The organism is Cupriavidus sp. KB_39, assembly GCF_052114485.1.
Lineage (GTDB): Bacteria > Pseudomonadota > Gammaproteobacteria > Burkholderiales > Burkholderiaceae > Cupriavidus.
Map to the genome: position 1 here is coordinate 1 of NZ_JBFREV010000024.1, position 17375 is coordinate 17375.

General features: G+C 64.2%; 15 protein-coding genes. 10 read left to right on the forward strand and 5 right to left on the reverse strand.

Annotated elements, in window-relative coordinates; all coding sequences use genetic code 11:
- Window positions 1-1610 (reverse strand): L-glutamate gamma-semialdehyde dehydrogenase (pruA, locus tag AB4Z27_RS18205; protein ID WP_441644965.1); only part of this gene is annotated, 1610 nt, incomplete at its 3' end.
- Window positions 1611-1728: 118 nt separating this feature from the next.
- Between pruA and AB4Z27_RS18210 the strand changes: the two genes are divergently transcribed.
- On the forward strand, window positions 1729-2400 hold the full coding sequence (locus AB4Z27_RS18210; RefSeq protein ID WP_092296809.1) for a GntR family transcriptional regulator: 672 nt from the start codon (window positions 1729-1731) through the stop codon (window positions 2398-2400).
- Between the two features lie 6 nt (window positions 2401-2406).
- Here the strand turns inward: AB4Z27_RS18210 and AB4Z27_RS18215 are convergent, their stop codons facing one another.
- On the reverse strand, window positions 2407-3018 hold the full coding sequence (locus AB4Z27_RS18215; protein WP_092296882.1) for a helix-turn-helix domain-containing protein: 612 nt from the start codon (window positions 3016-3018) through the stop codon (window positions 2407-2409).
- A gap of 98 nt (window positions 3019-3116) precedes the next feature.
- Here AB4Z27_RS18215 and kbl point away from each other — a divergent pair, with 98 nt between their 5' ends.
- The 9 genes from kbl (at window position 3117) to cydB (ending at window position 13008) form a co-directional block, all read left to right on the forward strand.
- A complete protein-coding gene (kbl, locus tag AB4Z27_RS18220) occupies window positions 3117-4319 on the forward strand; it encodes a glycine C-acetyltransferase (RefSeq protein WP_441644966.1) in 1203 nt (400 codons plus the stop codon).
- Entirely contained in the window at window positions 4316-5275 is a 960-nt protein-coding gene (locus AB4Z27_RS18225; protein ID WP_441593309.1) for an NAD-dependent epimerase/dehydratase family protein, read from the forward strand. Before kbl ends, AB4Z27_RS18225 begins: the two co-directional genes overlap by 4 nt.
- A 77-nt stretch (window positions 5276-5352) precedes the next feature.
- A complete protein-coding gene (locus tag AB4Z27_RS18230; RefSeq protein ID WP_092296800.1) occupies window positions 5353-5817 on the forward strand; it encodes a MarR family winged helix-turn-helix transcriptional regulator in 465 nt (154 codons plus the stop codon).
- Window positions 5818-5822: 5 nt separating this feature from the next.
- Window positions 5823-7799 (forward strand): FUSC family protein, encoded by a 1977-nt coding sequence (locus AB4Z27_RS18235; RefSeq protein ID WP_441644967.1) that lies wholly within the window; start codon window positions 5823-5825, stop codon window positions 7797-7799.
- The gene (locus AB4Z27_RS18240) at window positions 7799-8008 is read left to right on the forward strand and encodes a DUF1656 domain-containing protein (protein WP_092296794.1); all 210 of its coding nucleotides are present in this window, start codon (window positions 7799-7801) and stop codon (window positions 8006-8008) included. Before AB4Z27_RS18235 ends, AB4Z27_RS18240 begins: the two co-directional genes overlap by 1 nt.
- Complete coding sequence (locus tag AB4Z27_RS18245) at window positions 8005-8880, forward strand: efflux RND transporter periplasmic adaptor subunit (protein ID WP_441644968.1); 876 nt, start codon at window positions 8005-8007, stop codon at window positions 8878-8880. Before AB4Z27_RS18240 ends, AB4Z27_RS18245 begins: the two co-directional genes overlap by 4 nt.
- 8 nt (window positions 8881-8888) lie before the next feature.
- Window positions 8889-10340: an efflux transporter outer membrane subunit gene (locus AB4Z27_RS18250; RefSeq protein ID WP_441644969.1), complete on the forward strand. Its 1452-nt coding sequence runs from the start codon at window positions 8889-8891 to the stop codon at window positions 10338-10340.
- A 266-nt stretch (window positions 10341-10606) separates the two neighbouring features.
- Window positions 10607-11995 (forward strand): cytochrome ubiquinol oxidase subunit I, encoded by a 1389-nt coding sequence (locus AB4Z27_RS18255; RefSeq protein ID WP_441644970.1) that lies wholly within the window; start codon window positions 10607-10609, stop codon window positions 11993-11995.
- Between the two features lie 26 nt (window positions 11996-12021).
- The gene (gene cydB, locus AB4Z27_RS18260; protein ID WP_441644971.1) at window positions 12022-13008 is read left to right on the forward strand and encodes a cytochrome d ubiquinol oxidase subunit II; all 987 of its coding nucleotides are present in this window, start codon (window positions 12022-12024) and stop codon (window positions 13006-13008) included.
- 64 nt (window positions 13009-13072) lie between these two features.
- On the opposite strand, the gene AB4Z27_RS18265 is transcribed toward cydB, so the two are convergent.
- The 3 genes from AB4Z27_RS18265 to AB4Z27_RS18275 form a co-directional block, all read right to left on the reverse strand.
- Window positions 13073-14326 carry a cupin domain-containing protein gene (locus AB4Z27_RS18265; protein WP_441644972.1) on the reverse strand — a complete coding sequence of 418 codons (1254 nt, stop codon included), beginning with the start codon at window positions 14324-14326 and terminating at the stop codon, window positions 13073-13075.
- A gap of 106 nt (window positions 14327-14432) precedes the next feature.
- Complete coding sequence (locus tag AB4Z27_RS18270; RefSeq protein WP_177219956.1) at window positions 14433-14768, reverse strand: HdeA/HdeB family chaperone; 336 nt, start codon at window positions 14766-14768, stop codon at window positions 14433-14435.
- 141 nt (window positions 14769-14909) lie between these two features.
- Window positions 14910-17231, reverse strand: a complete 2322-nt coding sequence (locus AB4Z27_RS18275) for an FdhF/YdeP family oxidoreductase (RefSeq protein WP_441644973.1) — start codon at window positions 17229-17231, stop codon at window positions 14910-14912.
- Between the last annotated feature and the right edge of the window lie 144 nt (window positions 17232-17375).

Below are 17375 nucleotides of genomic sequence, written 5' to 3' on the forward strand. Positions count from 1 at the left end.
GCGTACCGGTAGTCGGCCGGCGGCACGAACGTTTCCTTGACCGTGCGCGGCGACACCCAGCGCAGCAGGTTCAGCGGCGAACCGGCCTTGTCGTTGGTGCCACTGCGGCGCGCGCCGCCGAACGGCTGCTGGCCGACCACCGCGCCGGTGGGCTTGTCGTTGATGTAGAAGTTGCCGGCGGCGAAGCGCAGGGCGTTGGAGGCCTGGGCAATGGCCGCGCGGTCCCTCGCAAAAATCGCGCCTGTCAGTGCATAGGGGCTCGTCCCGTCGACCAGTTCGAGCACTTCGGGCCAGTGCGCGTCCGCGTAGACGTAGACGGACAGCACCGGGCCGAACAGTTCGGTTTCCATCAGCGTGTGGCGCGGGTTGTCCACCTCCAGCACGGTTGGCGTGATGAAGTAGCCCACGCTGTCGTCGGCCTTGCCGCCGGTGACGAGCTTCACGGCGCTGTCGCTGGCGGCGCGTTGCAGATGGCCATGGATGCGGTCGAACGCGCGGCGGTCGATCACGGCGCCCATGAAGTTGGTGAAGTCGGTCACATCGCCCATCTGGATGGTCTCGGCCATCGCCACCACGCGCTCGCGCACGGCCGGCCACAGCGAGSCGGGGATGTAGGCGCGCGACGCCGCGCTGCACTTCTGGCCCTGGTACTCGAAGGCGCCGCGCAGCAGCGCCACGGCCAGCGTGTCGGCATCGGCGGACGGGTGGGCGAGCACGAAGTCCTTGCCGCCGGTTTCGCCGACCAGACGCGGATAGCTGCGGTAGCGCGACACATTGCGGCCGACTTCGCCCCACAGTGTGTCGAACACGGCCGTCGAGCCGGTGAAGTGAATGCCGGCCAGTTCGGGCCGCGCCAGCACGGCGCCGCTGATCGCCACCGGGTCGCCCGGCAGGAAGTTGATGACCCCCTTMGGCAGACCGGCGGCCTCGAGCAGCTCCATGAACAGGAAGTTCGACAGCGACGCCGTGGCGGCCGGCTTCCACAGCACGGTGTTGCCCATCAGCGCCGGGGCGATGGCCAGATTGCCGCCGATGGCCGTGAAGTTGAACGGCGTGACGGCGTAGACGAAGCCTTCCAGCGGACGGTATTCGAGGTGATTGCGCATGCCCGGCGACGAAATCGGCTGGCCGGCCGTCAGTTCGTGCGCGAACTGCACGTTGAAGCGCAGGAAGTCGATCAGTTCGCAGGCCGAGTCGATTTCGGCCTGGTAGGCGGTCTTGCTCTGGCCGAGCATGGTCGCCGCGTTCAGGCGGGCGCGCCACGGGCCGGCCAGCAGGTCAGCGGCCTTGAGGAAGACGGCGGAGCGCTCGGCCAGCGTGGCGTTGGCCCAGTCGCGTTGGGCGGCCACTGCGGCGTCGATGGCGGCGTGGATGGTGGTCTCGCCGGCGTTATGGACTTCGCCCAGGCGGCGGGCGTGGGCGTGCGGGGCGCGCACGTCGGTGATGTCGCCGCTAAGGATGCGCTCGCCGCCGACGATGGCCGGGATCTCGCGCACCAAGGCTTGCTGCTTGTCGAGTTCTGCCGTCAGCGCGACGCGTTCGGCGSTGCCCGGGGCGTRGTTCAGGACCGTTTCATTGATGGATTTTGGATAGGAATTGTTTGCAGACATATACGTTACGAGCTTCTTTGGATATGAACATTAATAAATTGGATCCAGTTTAGCAGTCGGGATATTCAGGCACAATAGGGGCCTCACTCGAATCGCATACCGATCTCCAGCACCTCCCATGTCCACGCAAACGGGCCGCGCAAGCGCTCCTACCAAGGGTTTACCCCAGATCATTCGCGATCAGCTTCGCTACGAAATTCAGAAAGGCACGYTGCCGGCMGGGGCGCAGTTGCGCCAGGACGCGCTGGCGGAACGCTTCAACGCGAGTCGCATTCCCGTGCGGGAAGCGCTGCGCCAGCTCGAAACGGAAGGGCTCGTCACCTATCAGCGCAACCGTGGCGCGGTGGTGTCAGGGATGGATGCGACGCAGATCTGCGAGTTGCTCGATATCCGTGTCGCGCTGGAATGCCACGCGGCGCGCATCGGCGTGCCGAACATGGTTCAGCAGGACTTCCAGCAGATGCAGGAGATTCTGGACGCGTACTCGCAGTCGGATTCGCTCGCGGAGTGGGCCGAGTACAACCGGCGCTTCCATTTGGCGCTGTGCGCGCCCGCTAATAACAAGCGGCTGCGCCGGCTGATCGAGGAGTTCTGCCTGAACACGGACCGCTACACGCACGAGCAGATGTCGATGGCCACCGGCAAGGAAGGCCCGCAGGCGGACCACTATCGCATTCTGGAAGCATGCAAGGCGCGCGATGCCGAGAAGGTGGCGTCGCTGCTCGAGGAGCACATCCTCGAGACCAAGCGCAATCTGCTTGCCAGCGAGCGGATGAAGGACGTGGATTAAATCAAATCAGGCGGGGTGCACGACCACGAGCAGCGCCGTGGCGGCACTCTTGCCCGGATTGGCGATCGCATGGGCCACGTCCGCGCCATAGCGGGCGGTATCGCCATGCTTCAGCTTCTTCTCGTCCTCTGCGGCACGCACGGTCATTGACCCGCTCAGCACCGACAGGTGCTCCTGCGTGCCCGCGTCATGCGGCTCGGACGCCAGCACCCCACCGGGCTGGATCGTCAGCTCATACCACTCGAATTTCCCCGCCAGGTCGATCGGCCCGAGGATGCGCAGCTCGCAGCGCCCGTCCGGGCTTTTCAGCGCCGGGATGGCGTGCGGCTGCACCACGGCAATCGCCGGGGCCGGCGCGCTGGCCGCGCCATTGGCCAGGAAGTCCGCCAGGTTCACGCCCAGCGCGTTGGCCAGCCGCCACAGCACCGCCACCGTCGGATTGGTCAGGTTTCGTTCGATCTGGGACAGCATAGACTTGGAGACACCGGCGCGGCGCGACAGGTCATCCAGCGACAACTGCTGGGCCTGCCGCAGCGCCTGGAGCGCGCCTCCCACGGCGGGTGGCCCATCGGACTGGACGGGCGGCTTGGGGGAGTTGGGCGGGGAGGGTTGCGTCATCGTCATGTGTTCGTTATAGTGCACGAACCGTTCGTTATATAGAACATGTTCGATTTATCGAATCGAACGACCGAGACACTACCACCGGGAGCCGGGCCATGTCGAGTGCCGAGACTTTCTATGCATCCATCCGTGCGGAACTGGATGCCATCCGCGACGCGGGGCTGTACAAGCGCGAGCGCATCATCGCCACGCCGCAGGGCGCGGTCATCCGCACGGCCGACGGCCGGGAAGTGATCAACCTCTGCGCCAACAACTATCTGGGACTGTCCTCGCACCCGCAGGTGATCGAGGCCGCCCACGAAGCCTTGCGCACTCACGGCTTCGGCCTCAGCTCGGTGCGCTTCATCTGCGGCACGCAGGACCTGCACAAGACGCTGGAGGCGCGGCTGGCCCGCTTCCTCGGCACCGAGGACACCATCCTCTACGGCTCCGCCTTCGACGCCAACGGCGGCCTGTTCGAAACCCTGCTGGGCCCGGACGACGCCGTGATCAGCGATGCGCTGAACCATGCGTCGATCATCGACGGCATCCGGCTCTCCAAGGCAAAGCGCTACCGCTACCAGCACAACGACCTCGACGACCTGCGCGTCCAACTCCAACAAGCCGACGCTGACGGCGCGCGCTTCAAGCTSGTGTTCASCGACGGCGTGTTCTCGATGGACGGCACCGTGGCGCGTCTCGATGAGATCCGTGCGATCTGCGACGAGTACGGCGCGCTGCTTGGCATCGACGAATGCCACGCCAGCGGCTTCATGGGCGCACGCGGGCGCGGCACGCACGAGGCGCGCGGGGTGTTCGGCAAGATCGACATCATCACCGGCACGCTCGGCAAGGCGCTGGGCGGCGCCTCGGGCGGCTTCACCAGCGGGCGCAAGGAAGTGGTGGAACTGCTGCGTCAGCGTTCGCGTCCGTATCTGTTCTCGAATACCGTGGCCCCGGCCATCGTCGGCGCCAGCATCGCCGTGCTGGATATCCTCGAGGCCAGCACCGACCTGCGCGACCGGCTCGAGCGCAACACCGCCTTCTTCCGCAAGGGGATTGCCGCGCTRGGCTTCGATATCAAGCCGGGCGACCATCCGATCGTCCCGATCATGGTCTACGATGCGGAGAAAGCCCAGCAGCTTGCCGAGCGGCTGCTGGCGCTGGGCGTCTACGTGGTGGGCTTCTTCTACCCTGTGGTGCCGAAGGGCCAGGCGCGCATCCGCGTGCAGCTGAGCGCGGTGCACGATGAACCCACGCTGCAACGCGCGCTGGACGCCTTCGCGCAGGCCGGCCGTGAACTGGGGCTGATTCGATGAGCCAGGCAGTGAGCAAGCCGCAGATCCTGATCATCGGCGCCAACGGGCAGCTTGGGTCCGAACTCGCGCTGGCGCTGGCCGAGCGGCACGGGCGCGAGCATGTGGTCACCTCGGACGTGGTGCCTACCGGCCGCCACGTGCATATCGCCCATGAAATGCTGAACGTGACGGACCGGGGCGAACTGGCCACGGTGGTAGAGCGCCACGGCATCACGCAGATCTACCTGCTGGCCGCCGCGCTCTCCGCCACGGGCGAGAAGGCGCCGCAGTGGGCGTGGAACCTGAACATGACCGGACTGCTGAACGTGCTGGAACTGGCACGCCAGCAGGGCATCGAGCGCGTGTTCTGGCCCAGCTCGATCGCCGCGTTCGGCCCCACCACGCCCGCCGTGGACACCCCGCAGAAAACCGTCATGGAGCCGACCACGGTCTACGGCATTTCCAAGCAGGCGGGCGAGGGCTGGTGCCGGTGGTACTTCGAGAACCATGGTGTGGATGTGCGCAGCGTGCGCTATCCGGGGCTGATCTCGCACAAGACCCCGCCCGGCGGCGGCACCACCGACTATGCGGTCGATATCTTCCACCACGCGGTGCGCGGCCAGCCCTACGACTGCTTTCTGGAGTCCGACGAGCGACTGCCGATGATGTATATGCCCGACGCGATCCGCGCCACGCTGGAGCTGATGGAAGCGCCGCGCGAATCGATCCGGGAGCGGGGCAGCTACAACCTCGCCGGCATGAGCTTTACCCCGGCCGAGATTGCCGAGGCGATCCGCCGCCGGGTGCCGGACTTCGCCGTGCGCTATGCGCCGGACTACCGGCAGGCTATCGCCCGGGGCTGGCCCGATTCGATCGATGACAGCGCCGCGCGTACCGACTGGGGCTGGCAGCCGAAGTTCGGCCTCTCGGAGATGGTCGACGACATGCTGGAGAACCTGAAGGCCACCGCCGGATAAGCGCTCCCCAGATCACGTGAACTAGTTCGGAAAGAAATAGTTTGCATCCTAATTAATTCACGTCTATCATTCGGCCCATGCCAAAGATAGACGCCCTCCTTTTTGCCTTTACCGGCCAGCTCATGCTGGCGGGCCGCCAATGGCGCCAGATCAGCCAGGCGTCGGTCACGGCACACGGGATTTCCGCAGCGGCCGCCGCGCCGCTGCTTTTCATTCGCCGCCTCGGCGGTGGGGTGCGCCAGGTGACRCTGGCGGACTACGTGGGCGTGGAAGGCGCCACGCTGGTCCGTCTGGTCGATCAACTGAGYGCCGCCGGRCTGGTCCGCCGCGAGGTGGACCCCAGCGACCGCCGCGCCAACGTGCTCTCGCTCACCGATGCCGGTGAGCGCATGGCCGAGCAGATCGAAGTCGAACTCAAGCAACTCCGCGCCGAAGTGTTCGCCGAGATCAGCGAGACTGACCTCGAAGCCACGCTGCGCGTGCTGGACGCCTTGTACAAGGCCGCAGGAAATGCTTCCGCGGCGGCCAAGCTGGAGCCCTGAGCATCATGGGTAGTTGGCCATCCGCAAGGGACTGGGTTTTCTCGTTCAAGGCGTTCGCCGCCGCCATGCTGGCGCTCTGGATCGCGATGTACATGGGCCTGCCGCGGCCGTATTGGGCGATGGCGTCCGTCTACGTGGTGGCGCATCCGCTGACCGGCGCCACGCGTTCCAAGGCGCTGTACCGCGTGCTCGGCACGCTGCTGGGCGCCGCAGCCGGTGTGGCGATGGTGCCCTCGCTGGTCAACTCGCCGCCGCTGTTGATGGGCGCGGTGGCGCTCTGGACCGGCTGCCTGCTCTACATCGCGCTGCTGCACCGCACCCCCCGTAGCTACGTCTTCATGCTCGCCGCCTACACGCTGCCGCTGGTGGCGCTGCCGGCGGTCGACAATCCCGCCGCCATCTTCGATATCGCCATTGCCCGGGCCGAGGAAATCAGCCTGGGCATTCTGTGCGCGGCCGTGGTCGGCGCCGTGGTGTTCCCGGCGAGCGTGGCGGACGTGCTGCGCGACAAGTCGCGCCAGTGGATGGCCGACGCCGCGCTCTGGGCCGGCGACATGCTCTCGCCCAGCCCCGGCATGCAGGTCACGCGCCACCAGAGCCGTCACCGTCTGGCCGCCGATATCCTGGCCCTCGATCAACTCATCAGCCAGCTTGGCTACGACACCGAAAGCATCGCCCGGGTGCGCGCCGCGCGCGAACTGCGTGGGCGCATGACGATGCTGCTGCCGGTGATGTCCTCGCTGGCGGCGATCGTGGAATCGCTCCAGGCCGCCGGCGGCTTGCCGGACGSGCTGCGGACCCAGATGCGCGCGGTCCGCGCATGGATACAGGGCGGRGCGGTAGACGCGCCGCCCGAGCTGACCGGTACGCCGCTCGAACCCGGCTGGGATGCCGCGCTGGTCACTGCCGCCGAAGACCGCCTGCAACAGATGGTGGCGCTGTGGCGCGACTGCGTGTCCCTGTGCCGGCGCATCGGCGAACGCGACGTGCGTGGCGGCTGGATGCCTGAGTTCCGGCGTTGGGACGTCGGCCAGACGCGCCACTACGACCACGGCCTGCTGCTGTTTTCCACCGTCACGGTGGCCCTGTCGATCTTCGCCATGGGCATGCTCTGGATCCACATGGGCTGGGCCGATGGCGCCGGCGCCGTGGCGCTGGGCGCGGTGTCGTGCTGCTTCTTCGCCGCCCTTGATGAACCCGCGCCGATGATCCAGTCGTTCTTCAACTGGAACGTGGTGTGCATGGTGATCTCGATGGTGTTCCTGTTCGCCGTGCTGCCCGTGGCGCATGACTTCGAGATGCTGGTGCTGATGTTCGCCGTGCCGTACCTGATCATCGGCCTGCTGGTGGCGCAGCCGCGCCTGGCGATGATCGGCATGCCGCTGGCAGTGGTCACGGCCAACGACATCGGCATCTCGGGCGCCTACAGCGCGGACTTCCATACCTTCTTCAACAGCAATATCGCCGGCATCGCCGGTATCGCCTTCGCGCTGGTCTGGACGCTGGTGATGCGGCCGTTCGGCACGGCGGCCGCCACGCGCCGGCTGGTGCGGTCAAGCTGGGGCGATATCGCCGACAACGCGGTGGGCACCCGCCCCGAAGAACACACCCGGCTGCGCGCGCGCATGCTGGACCGGCTGGCGCAACTGGTGCCCCGGCTGGCCGCCAGCGAGAGCGAGGTATCGCCCGATGGCTTCAGCGAGGTGCGCGTGGAGCTGACCACGCTGGCACTCCAGCGCGAGATGCCCACCCTGTCAGCGCCCGAGCAGCATGCGGTCAAGCGCGTGCTGCGCAGCGTGGCCGGCTACTACCAGGCACGGCTGGACGGCAAGCTGAACGGACCGCCGCCGGCGCTGCACACGCGGCTGGCTAACGCGCAGCAGAAGGTGCAGTCGCGCATCGCGCTGGCTGCCCTGGTGGAGATGCAAGTGGCCCTGTTCCCGCCGGCCGTGGTGCCGGCCCCTGTTACCGGAGGCGCCTGATGCCCGGCGAATTCAGTCTTTATGGCGTGTTCATCCCCAGCCTGCTGGTGTGGATGCTGGCCGCCTTTGCGATCACGAGTGGCGCGCGTGCAGTGCTGACGCGCCTGGGGTTCTACAAGCTCGTGTGGCACCGTTCTCTGTTCAATCTGGCGCTGTACGCGATCGTCCTGGGTGGGGTGGTTGCCGTGGTGCCGTGGTTCCAATCATGAAATTCAAACTCTCTTCGCTCGGGCCAGTCGTGCTGACGCTGGCCGTCACCGCTGTCGGCGCGGTTGTCGTCAAGCATCTGTGGGATTACTACACCGTGGCGCCGTGGACGCGCGACGGGCATATCCGCGCCGAGGTGGTGCAGGTGGCGCCCGATGTCTCGGGGCTGGTCACGCGCATCGCCGTCAAGGACAACCAGCGCGTGAAGGCCGGCGACCTGCTGTTCGAGATCGATCATGAACGCTACACGCTGGCGCTGCGTCAGGCCCAGGCCACCGCCGCCGCGATGCGCGCCAGCCTGGCGCAGTWCCGCCGCGAGGCGAACCGCAGCCAGAAGCTGGCCGAGGTGGTGTCGCGCGAGGTCGTGGAGGAAGGCCTGGCCAGGGTGCAGCAGGGCGAAGCCACGCTGGCACAGGCCGAAGCCGCCGTGGACGTGGCCAAGCTGAACCTGGAGCGCACGCGCGTGGTGAGCCCCGTGGAAGGCTACGTCAACGACCGCCTGCCGCGCCTGGGCGACTACGTCAGCACCGGCAAGCCCGTGCTGTCGATGGTCGATGCCCGGTCGTTCCATGTGGAAGGCTACTTCGAGGAAACCAAGCTGCACGGCATCCATATCGGCAGCCCGGTGGACATCCGCATCATGGGCGAGAAGGGCGTGCTGCACGGCCATGTGCAAAGCATCGCCGCCGGTATCGAGGACCGTGACCGCACCAGCAGCAACAGCCTGCTGCCAAACATCAACCCGACGTTCAACTGGGTGCGGCTGGCGCAGCGCGTGCCGGTGCGGATCCAGTTCGACCAGATGCCTGCCGACGTGCGGCTGGTGGCCGGACGTACMGCCACGGTCTCGGTGACCGGAGGGGGTACGCAGTGAACAGCGCAGTGAGTCGCTTAAGCCGTGCCGTGCTGGCGGGGATGCTCCCGCTCGCGCTGGCAGCCTGCATGACCGTCGGCCCCGACCACAAGGTGCCCGGCGATGCCGTGGTCAACGCCACCACCGCCAACGGCCCGTTCCAGGGCGCGGACAACCCGGCGGTGTCGATCGGCGACGTGCCCAACGACTGGTGGAAGCTTTACGACGACCCGAAGATCGAAGGGCTGGTGAAGCAGGCGCTCGTCGCCAACACCGACCTGCGCGTGGCCGCCGCCAACCTGAAGCGCGCCATCGCCGTCTATCACGAGGTGGAAGCCGAGAACTTCCCCGAGGCCAAGTTCCGCGCCAGCGCCGAGCGCGGCCAGATTGCCGGCGAGCCGCTGCTGAAGGAAGAAAAGATCCCGGCGATGAACTTCGGCGACATCGGCTTCGACGTGTCGTACCTGATCGACTTCTGGGGCAAGCTCACCCGCGCCGACGAAGCCGCGCTGGCCGGCGCACAGGCCAGCCAGGCCGCGCTGGACCAGGCCCGCGTGGGCGTGGTGGCGGAAACGGTGCGTGCCTATATGCAGGGCTGCACCGCCACGCATGAACTGCACGTGGCGCAACATCAGCTCGACCTCCAGGTGCGCGGCGCACAGCTCGCCCAGAAGATGGTCGATGCCGGACGTGGCATGCCGACCGACGTGCTGCGCGCGCAGGCGCAGGCCGATTCGCTGCGCGCCGTGCTGCCCAAGTACCGCGCCGAACAGGAAGGCGCTGCCTACCGGCTGGCCGTGATGCTGGGCAAGCCGCCCACCGCGCTGGACATGTCGAGCGTGGCATGCGAGCACGTGCCCATGCTGCGTCAGGCCCTGCCGGTTGGCGATGGCGCTGCGCTGCTCAAGCGCCGCCCGGACGTCCGTCAGGCCGAGCGTGAACTGGCCTCGGCGACGGCCAAGATCGGCGTGGCGACGGCGGACCTCTATCCGCAGATCCGCATCGGCGCCTCGGCGGGCTTCACCGGCATTCTCGATCACCTGGGCCAGGCGCCGACCGCGCACTGGGGCTGGGGCCCGGCGATTTCGTGGACGATTCCGACCAGCGGCACGCGCGCCCGCATCCACAACATGGAAGCCGGTGCAGAGGGTGCGCTGGCCCACTTCGACGGCGTGGTGCTGCGCGCGCTGCGCGAGACGCAAAGCGCGCTGTCCAGCTACACGCACGAACTCGAGCGAAACCAGGCGCTGCGCGACGCACGCGACAAGGCCGATGAGGCCGCCCGGCACAACCGGCTCCTGTATCAGGCGGGACGCTCGCCGTACCTGCAGAGCCTGGACGCGGACCGCACGCTGGCTAACAACGACGCCGCGCTTGCCGCCTCGGACGCGCAGATCGCCATGGACCAGATCAACCTGTTCGTGGCGCTGGGCGGGGGCTGGCAGGATGCACCGGCCGTGGCGAGTGCCCCGATAAATTAGCGTTGGMAARTCGGAAAGCGCCGCCGCGGAACCTGCTTGAATCCATCCGGGTTAGCCGGCGGTCTTCCTGGCGCTTTCCGTCCCTCGGCGGGCTTATAGCGCTCGTCGATGGCATCCTCCAATTGAAGCGGCACGCATAACTGGCGCCTATGGGCCCAGTCGCTTCGTCGTGCGCTATCGAAAGGGGCGGTTTCCTTTGCAACGGCGCTACCTCGCTTTTGGCGAAAATCATTTCACAAGCGAAATGATCCAGGTAAAGGTGCTCCATGGAAGTCAGCGCACTCATGCTCTCGCGCATTCAGTTTGCGTTCACGGTGTCGTTTCACATCATCTTCCCTTCGCTCACGATCGGGCTGGCCGCTTGGTTGACGCTCCTCGAGGGTATGTATCAGTTCACGCGGAAGGAAGTCTATCGACGCGTGTTCGATTTCTGGCTGAAGATCTTCGCCGTTGCCTTTGGCGTTGGCGTAGTTTCAGGTGTCGTGCTGGGATTCGAGTTCGGAACGAACTGGAGTGAACTGTCGCGCCTCTCCGGACCCGTGCAAGGTCCGTTGCTGACGTATGAGACTTTCACCGCATTCATGCTCGAAGCGTCGTTCTTCGGGGTGCTGCTGTTCGGGCGATCCAGGGTCAAGCCAGGCTTCTACTTGTTCTCGGTAGCGATGGTTGCGCTCGGGACGACGTTCTCAGCCTTCTGGATCATGGTCAACAACAGTTGGATGCAACACCCGGTTGGCTACGATTTTATAGATGCTCGCTTTGTCCCGACGGATTGGGCCGAGATCATCTTCAGTCCGGTCGTTTGGGTGCGCTTTCCTCATATGTTGTTGGCGTCGTACCTGACTGGCGCGTTCTGTGTCGCTGCGACTGGTGCCTGGTACACGCTGCGCAAACTCTGTGAGCCGGAAGCGAAGGTGATGCTACGGATGGGCCTGGCGCTGGCCACGGTTCTCATACCAGCGCAACTTGTGTTCGGGCACCTGGTCGGTGACTATGTACACGACGACCAGCCGGCAAAATTCGCTGCAATTGAGGGGCGTTGGCATGACGAGCAGCCTGCGGCAGAGGTGCTCATTGGATGGCCGGACGAAGAAAAGGAAACGAATCACTACGAAGTATCGATTCCGATTCTCGGAAGCCTGATTGCGACCATGACCACCGATTCGAAGGAGGTGGGGCTCACGAGTTTTCCAAAGGAGCAGCGGCCACCGGTATTGATTCCGTTTCTCGCATTTCGTGTGATGGTCGGCTGTGGGATTGCGATGCTGCTTATTGCGTGGCTCGGTAGCTGGTTCTCCTTCAGAAACAGCATCGAGGAAAAGAAGACGCTCCTGTGGGCAACCTATCTTTCGTTTCCCTTGCCGTTCGTGGCGATTCTGACGGGATGGTTCGCAGCAGAAGTTGGGCGACAGCCCTGGACCGTATGGGGGGTGCTGCGCACAGCAGACGCACTGACGCCGACGCTGACGGCTCGCGCGGCGGGCGCTTCACTGTTTGTCTTCGTTGTGACGTACTTGATTGTCTTCTCGTTCGGCACGTATTACGTCTACAAGCTACTCCGCAATGGTCCCGCTTCGATCGACCAGGACCGCGAGCCATCGGGAACGTCCAACAGACCGTTGGCAGTCGCTGCGGCGGAATCGTTTCGTGATTGATGAACTGACTACTCTGTGAGGCAACCATGATTACGTACTGGTCCGCAATCCTGGCCATCAGTATGCTCGTCTATGTGCTGCTCGATGGTCTTGACCTCGGTGTCGGCATGTTGTTTGGCACGACTCGGAATGAAGCACGAAGAAAGTCGATGCTGGCTTCAATCGCGCCGATTTGGGATGGTAACGAGACGTGGCTGATCGTGGCGGGCGTTGTGCTTTGGGGCGCATTCCCAATCGTCTATTCGACGTTGCTCGGTGCCTTCTACATTCCCGTCTGCGTCATGCTGGCGGGCTTGATCTTCCGCGGCGTTTCGTTCGAGTTCCGTGTCCATGCGCATCGTTCCAAGCCGGTGTGGGATTGCGGCTTAGTCGTTGGATCTCTCGTGGCAACGTTTATGCAAGGCGCGATGATTGGCGCGTTGGCAGAGGGTCTGCCCATCGAAAATGGGCGATTCATGGGCAACGATATGAGCTGGCTCAGCCCGTTCTCCGTAGTCGCCGGCATTGCGCTTTGCTTCGGCTACATGTTGCTCGGAGCGGGGTGGCTGGCGAAGAAGTGCGAGGGAGAGACGCGCGATGCCGCATTCAGGGCGATTCCTCGCTTGCTTGTCGTCGTACTCGTCTTGCTCATCGCACTCTTCTTCCACGCGTTGTACGCCAAWTTTGCGGTCATGGCGCGATGGACGGAGCGTCCAGTGCTGTTCCTTGTACCGTTCGTTGGGTTGATCGCCGTGTTGATTGTCTGGCATGGGGCAAGAAGGGCGATGGATACTTCGGTATTCCTGGCGTCCGCAGCCTTGTTCGTGGTGGCATATGGGATGTTCGCCGTCTCGTTCTGGCCGTACATCGTGCCGTTCAGCATCACGATCAATGAGGCTGCTGCGCCGATGTCGAGCCTGTCGTTCATGTTCTGGGGGGCTGGTCTCTTTGTCTTCCCATTGATGCTGGCTTACACCCTGTGCGGCTACACGGTCTTCAAAGGCAAGGTTGACGTCACGTCCGAGCATTATTGAAGGCGCTACGCTATCTGACTGAMGTCGAGCATCCTCAGTCAGATAGCGGCGAAGAAGAAGCGGGTCATTCCGGCACGATGTCGGGGCGGTCACGCGGGAACTGCGCCAGCGTTTCCGCGCTGATGTTCAACGTTTGCATGACCATCTCAGGCGGTGTATGCGTGAGCCAGTCGGACAGCGCCACCTCCGCAAAGTGGTCAGCCTTGAAGACCTCGACCATGATCAGGTCCGTGTTGCCGACATTCTGCACATAGTGACCGAGCCCCTTCTTCACGTAGCCGATATCACCCGCGTTGAAGTCGGCGGTCATCGCCTTGGGACCCGTATCGAAGACAGTCATGCGCCCTTTGCCCTTGATGTAGTACTGCCATTCGTCGGCGTTCGGGTGCCAGTGCAGCTCGCGCAGACCGCCCGGCACTACCGTGACCAGCGCCGCGGCCACATTCTGCGAGATTTTGAAGTTGCGGCTGTCCGCAATCTGTACATAGCCGCTGCGCGTCTTGCGCACCGGCGTGGACCCTGCCAGCGAAAACGTTACCGGAAGTGCGGGTGGACCTTTCTTCGAGGCGGAAGCACGTTGTGCTGCCGCGAGTGGTCCCGGCTCCTTGCCTTGGAAGATCCAGAGGTTGTCGACGGGAATATCCTTGAGCGATTCCACCGGAACGCCGAAATTAGCAGCCAGCACTTCAGGCGGCGTGTGAGCGAGCCAGTCCGTTACCAGCAGCGTGTTGAATTCGGACGCCATGCCGCTATCGAACGCAATCAGAAATTCCGCGCCGGTGGTGCCTGCTCCCTGCAGCGAATGCGGCAGCCCTGGCGGGAAGTACCAGAGGTCGCCTGCTTTGACGTCCTGCACCGATGAACGGCCTTCTTCATCAAGTGTCGTGATGCGGCATTTGCCGTCGAGCATGATGGCCCATTCGGCCTGCTGATGCCAGTGCATCTCGCGAATGCCGCCCGCCGAAAGCCGCATGTTCACGCCGGAGATGTCCTTGGAGATGGCAAAATCCTCCTGCGTGACTTCGCGTGCCCAGCCGCCGTTCTGGATACGCTTGTGCGCATTGTTGAACGACGACCAAAACTGCGGCATGCCGTTGACATCGGTGGCCGGCGCGTCCTGGGCGGACGGGAACTGCCGTGCCAGCATATCGTCCCGCGGGCCGGGATCGGTGAGGCCCTGCCGGTTGCGCGCGTTGATCGCCCCTTCAGGCGGACGGTCTGGATTGCCGAATGAAGCGGCATGAGCTGACGCAGCGGCGGCTGCAAACGCCGCGGTTGCCGTACCGATCATTACCTTTCGTCTGGACAAGTCAGTCATGATTTTTCCTTTGCATGGATAGGGAAGTCTCACGCGCGTCAGAAGCGCCCAAGGGACGGTGTTGGAGGGCCCGCCAGGCATCGCCGCCATGTCGGGCAAGAAGCCATCAGGCGCCGTTGTAGTTGATCTTCAGCGTCTGGTTATCCAGCGACGTTCGCACCTTGTCCGAGAGCTTCTTGGTGGGTGCTTTCCGGCATTCGTCAACCACGTGAGCGACCGTGCGCGGCGTGTCAACGACGATCTGGTCGTTCTCGCGCACGCCCAGCTTGTCTACGCTGGCGATCCAGTAGACCACCGCCGGCTTGTAGGTTTCGCTGACCGAGAGGAACTCCTCGCAAGTCATCTTGAACGGCTTCACGGTCTTGACTTCGTCAGTGGCAGCAGAGGCGATGAGCGGGGCGGAAAGGGTGACGATAGCGAGGGAAAGAATCAGGCGTTTCATGCTGGCTCCTGGAAGCTTCGTTGGGATGGATCGACGTGAAGCGCAATCAGGAGAATGATCTCGTTCACGCCTGGGCCTATCGTAGAAGGTCGCGCAGGTGGGGGATTTTCGGAGCATGTCAGGCGTTTTCAAATCGCATGGCTATGCCTTCTTCGAGGCAGGGGAGGCCGTCGGGTGCAACAGCACTGGAATGGATTTTGAGGTTGGGGTATTGCAGACGTCCCCCACGCTGTCCAACGGTACCAGCGGGTTGGTTTCCGGATAGTAGGCGGCGATGCATCCGCGCGGAATGTCGTACGCCACCAGTCGGAATCCGTCGGCACGCCGCTCGACATCGTCGTGCCATACCGTGGTCATGTCGACCCAGTCGCCGTCGCGCAGGCCCAGCATTTCCAGGTCCGCCGCATGGATGAAGACCACGCGCCGCTGCCCGAAGACGCCGCGATAGCGGTCGTCCAGCGCATAGATCGTCGTGTTGTACTGGTCATGAGAACGCGTGGTCATCAGCGTCATCAACCGCTCGCCATAGCGGGCGCGGGCCTGGGCAATCGGTGTGTCCGGAGTCAGTGCGTTGACAATGAACTCCGCCCTGCCGGAGGGCGTGTGCCATTGCCGCTCGCGCGCGGGAACATACAGATGAAAACCACCGCGCATGGCGATGCGGGCGTTGTAGTGCTCGAAGCCGTCGATGACTTCCGCGATCTTGTCCCGAATGCGGGCGTAGTCCTGTGCGTACCAGAGCCAGTCGACCGYCTCGCTGCCCAGCGTTGCATGGCCCAAGTTGGCAATGATGGCAGTTTCGGACATCAGGTCGGGTGATGCGGGCTTGTTCATGCCAAAGGAGATGTGGACCTGCGAGACTGAGTCTTCCACGGTCACGCCTTGCGGAGCGCCGTCCTGCAGGTCAATCTCAGTGCGCCCCAGTGTCGGCAGGATCAACGCCTCTTTTCCATGGATAAGGTGGCTGCGGTTAAGCTTGGTGGCGATATGCACCGTCAGGTCGCATGCGCGCAGGGCGTCCCAGGTGCGCTCGGTATCAGGTGTAGCCGATGCAAAATTCCCGCCCAATGCGATAAAGACCTTCACGTCTCCCCGCAGCATCGCCTCGATGCTCTCCACAACGTCGTAGCCGTGTTCGCGCGGCGGATTAAAGCCGAAGGCTGCGCCGAGCTTGTCGAGGAAGGCCCCGGTCGGCTGCTCCTCGATGCCGACCGTCCGGTTCCCCTGCACATTGGAGTGGCCGCGAACGGGGCACAGGCCCGCGCCTTCGCGCCCGATATTGCCACGCAGCATCATCAGGTTGGTCAGCATCTGGATCGTCTGTACCGAGTGCTTGTGCTGAGTCAGACCCATGCCCCAGGTACAGATCACGCGCTCGCCCCGGACATAGATGGTGGCCAGACCCTCGATCTCTTCGCGCGGTACGCCAGATTCGCGCTCGATGATGGGCCACGATTCGGCGCGCAGGTCGGCCGCGAAWGGCGCGAAGCCGTGCGTGTGCTCAGCAATGAAAGCCGTGTCCAGTACGCGAGCCGTTCCATTGGTCAACGCTTCGTCGTCCAGTTCCAGCACGCGCTTCGCCACCCCCTTGATCAGCGCGTAGTCGCCGCCAAGTGTCGGACGCACGAACACCGAGCAGATCTTCGTCTCTGACATTGTCAGCATTTCGACCGGGCTCTGCGGGCTGGTGAAGCGCTCAAGCCCACGTTCGCGCAGCGGGTTAATTGATACCAGCGTGGCGCCCCGCTTGGCGCAGTCGCGTAGTTCGGAGAGCATGCGCGGATGGTTTGTGGCGGGATTCTGGCCAAACAGCAGGATCGTGTCGCAGGTCTCGAAATCATCCAGCGTGACTGTGCCCTTTCCGACGCCTACGGTGTGCGGCATGCCACGACTGGTGGCTTCGTGGCACATGTTCGAGCAGTCCGGAAAATTGTTGGTGCCCAGCATCCGTGCAAACAGCTGATACATGAAGGCGGCCTCGTTGCTCGCGCGCCCGGACGTGTAGAAAGCAGCCTGATTCGGGTCGGGGATGGCGCGCAGCCGGGTACCAATAAGGGAAAAGGCATTCTGCCAACTGATCGGGCGATACGTATCTGACGTTGCGTCATAGACCACAGGCYCGGTCAGACGGCCATGCTGCTCCAGCTCGTAGTCGGTCTCTCGCATCAGCGATTCCACCGTGTGATGCGCGAGGAATTCGGCCGTCACGCGCTTGCCGGTAGATTCAGCTGCCACGGCCTTGACGCCGTTCTCACAGAACTCGAACGTCGATGCGTGTTCGCGGTCAGGCCAGGCGCAGCCTGGGCAGTCAAAGCCGTCTGGCTGGTTCTGGCGGAACAGCATCGCGTAGTCACGGCCCGGCACGCGTTCCTTGATGAGGTTGATGGCGACATACTTCAGCGCGCCCCAGCCGGCGGCGGCGTGGGCATAGGGTTCGATGCGGGGCTTTGATTTGAAGGCCATGACGGGGTCTCCTGCCTTAAAGAGTTCGATGCCTTGTGATGGCCCGAGCGTAAAGGAGGAAGGATTGCGGCAATTGCGTCTTGCGGAGCCAGTTTCGTTTTCGCACGACATGCCGGAGGCCCGGAATGCCGCAGGCAAACCAAA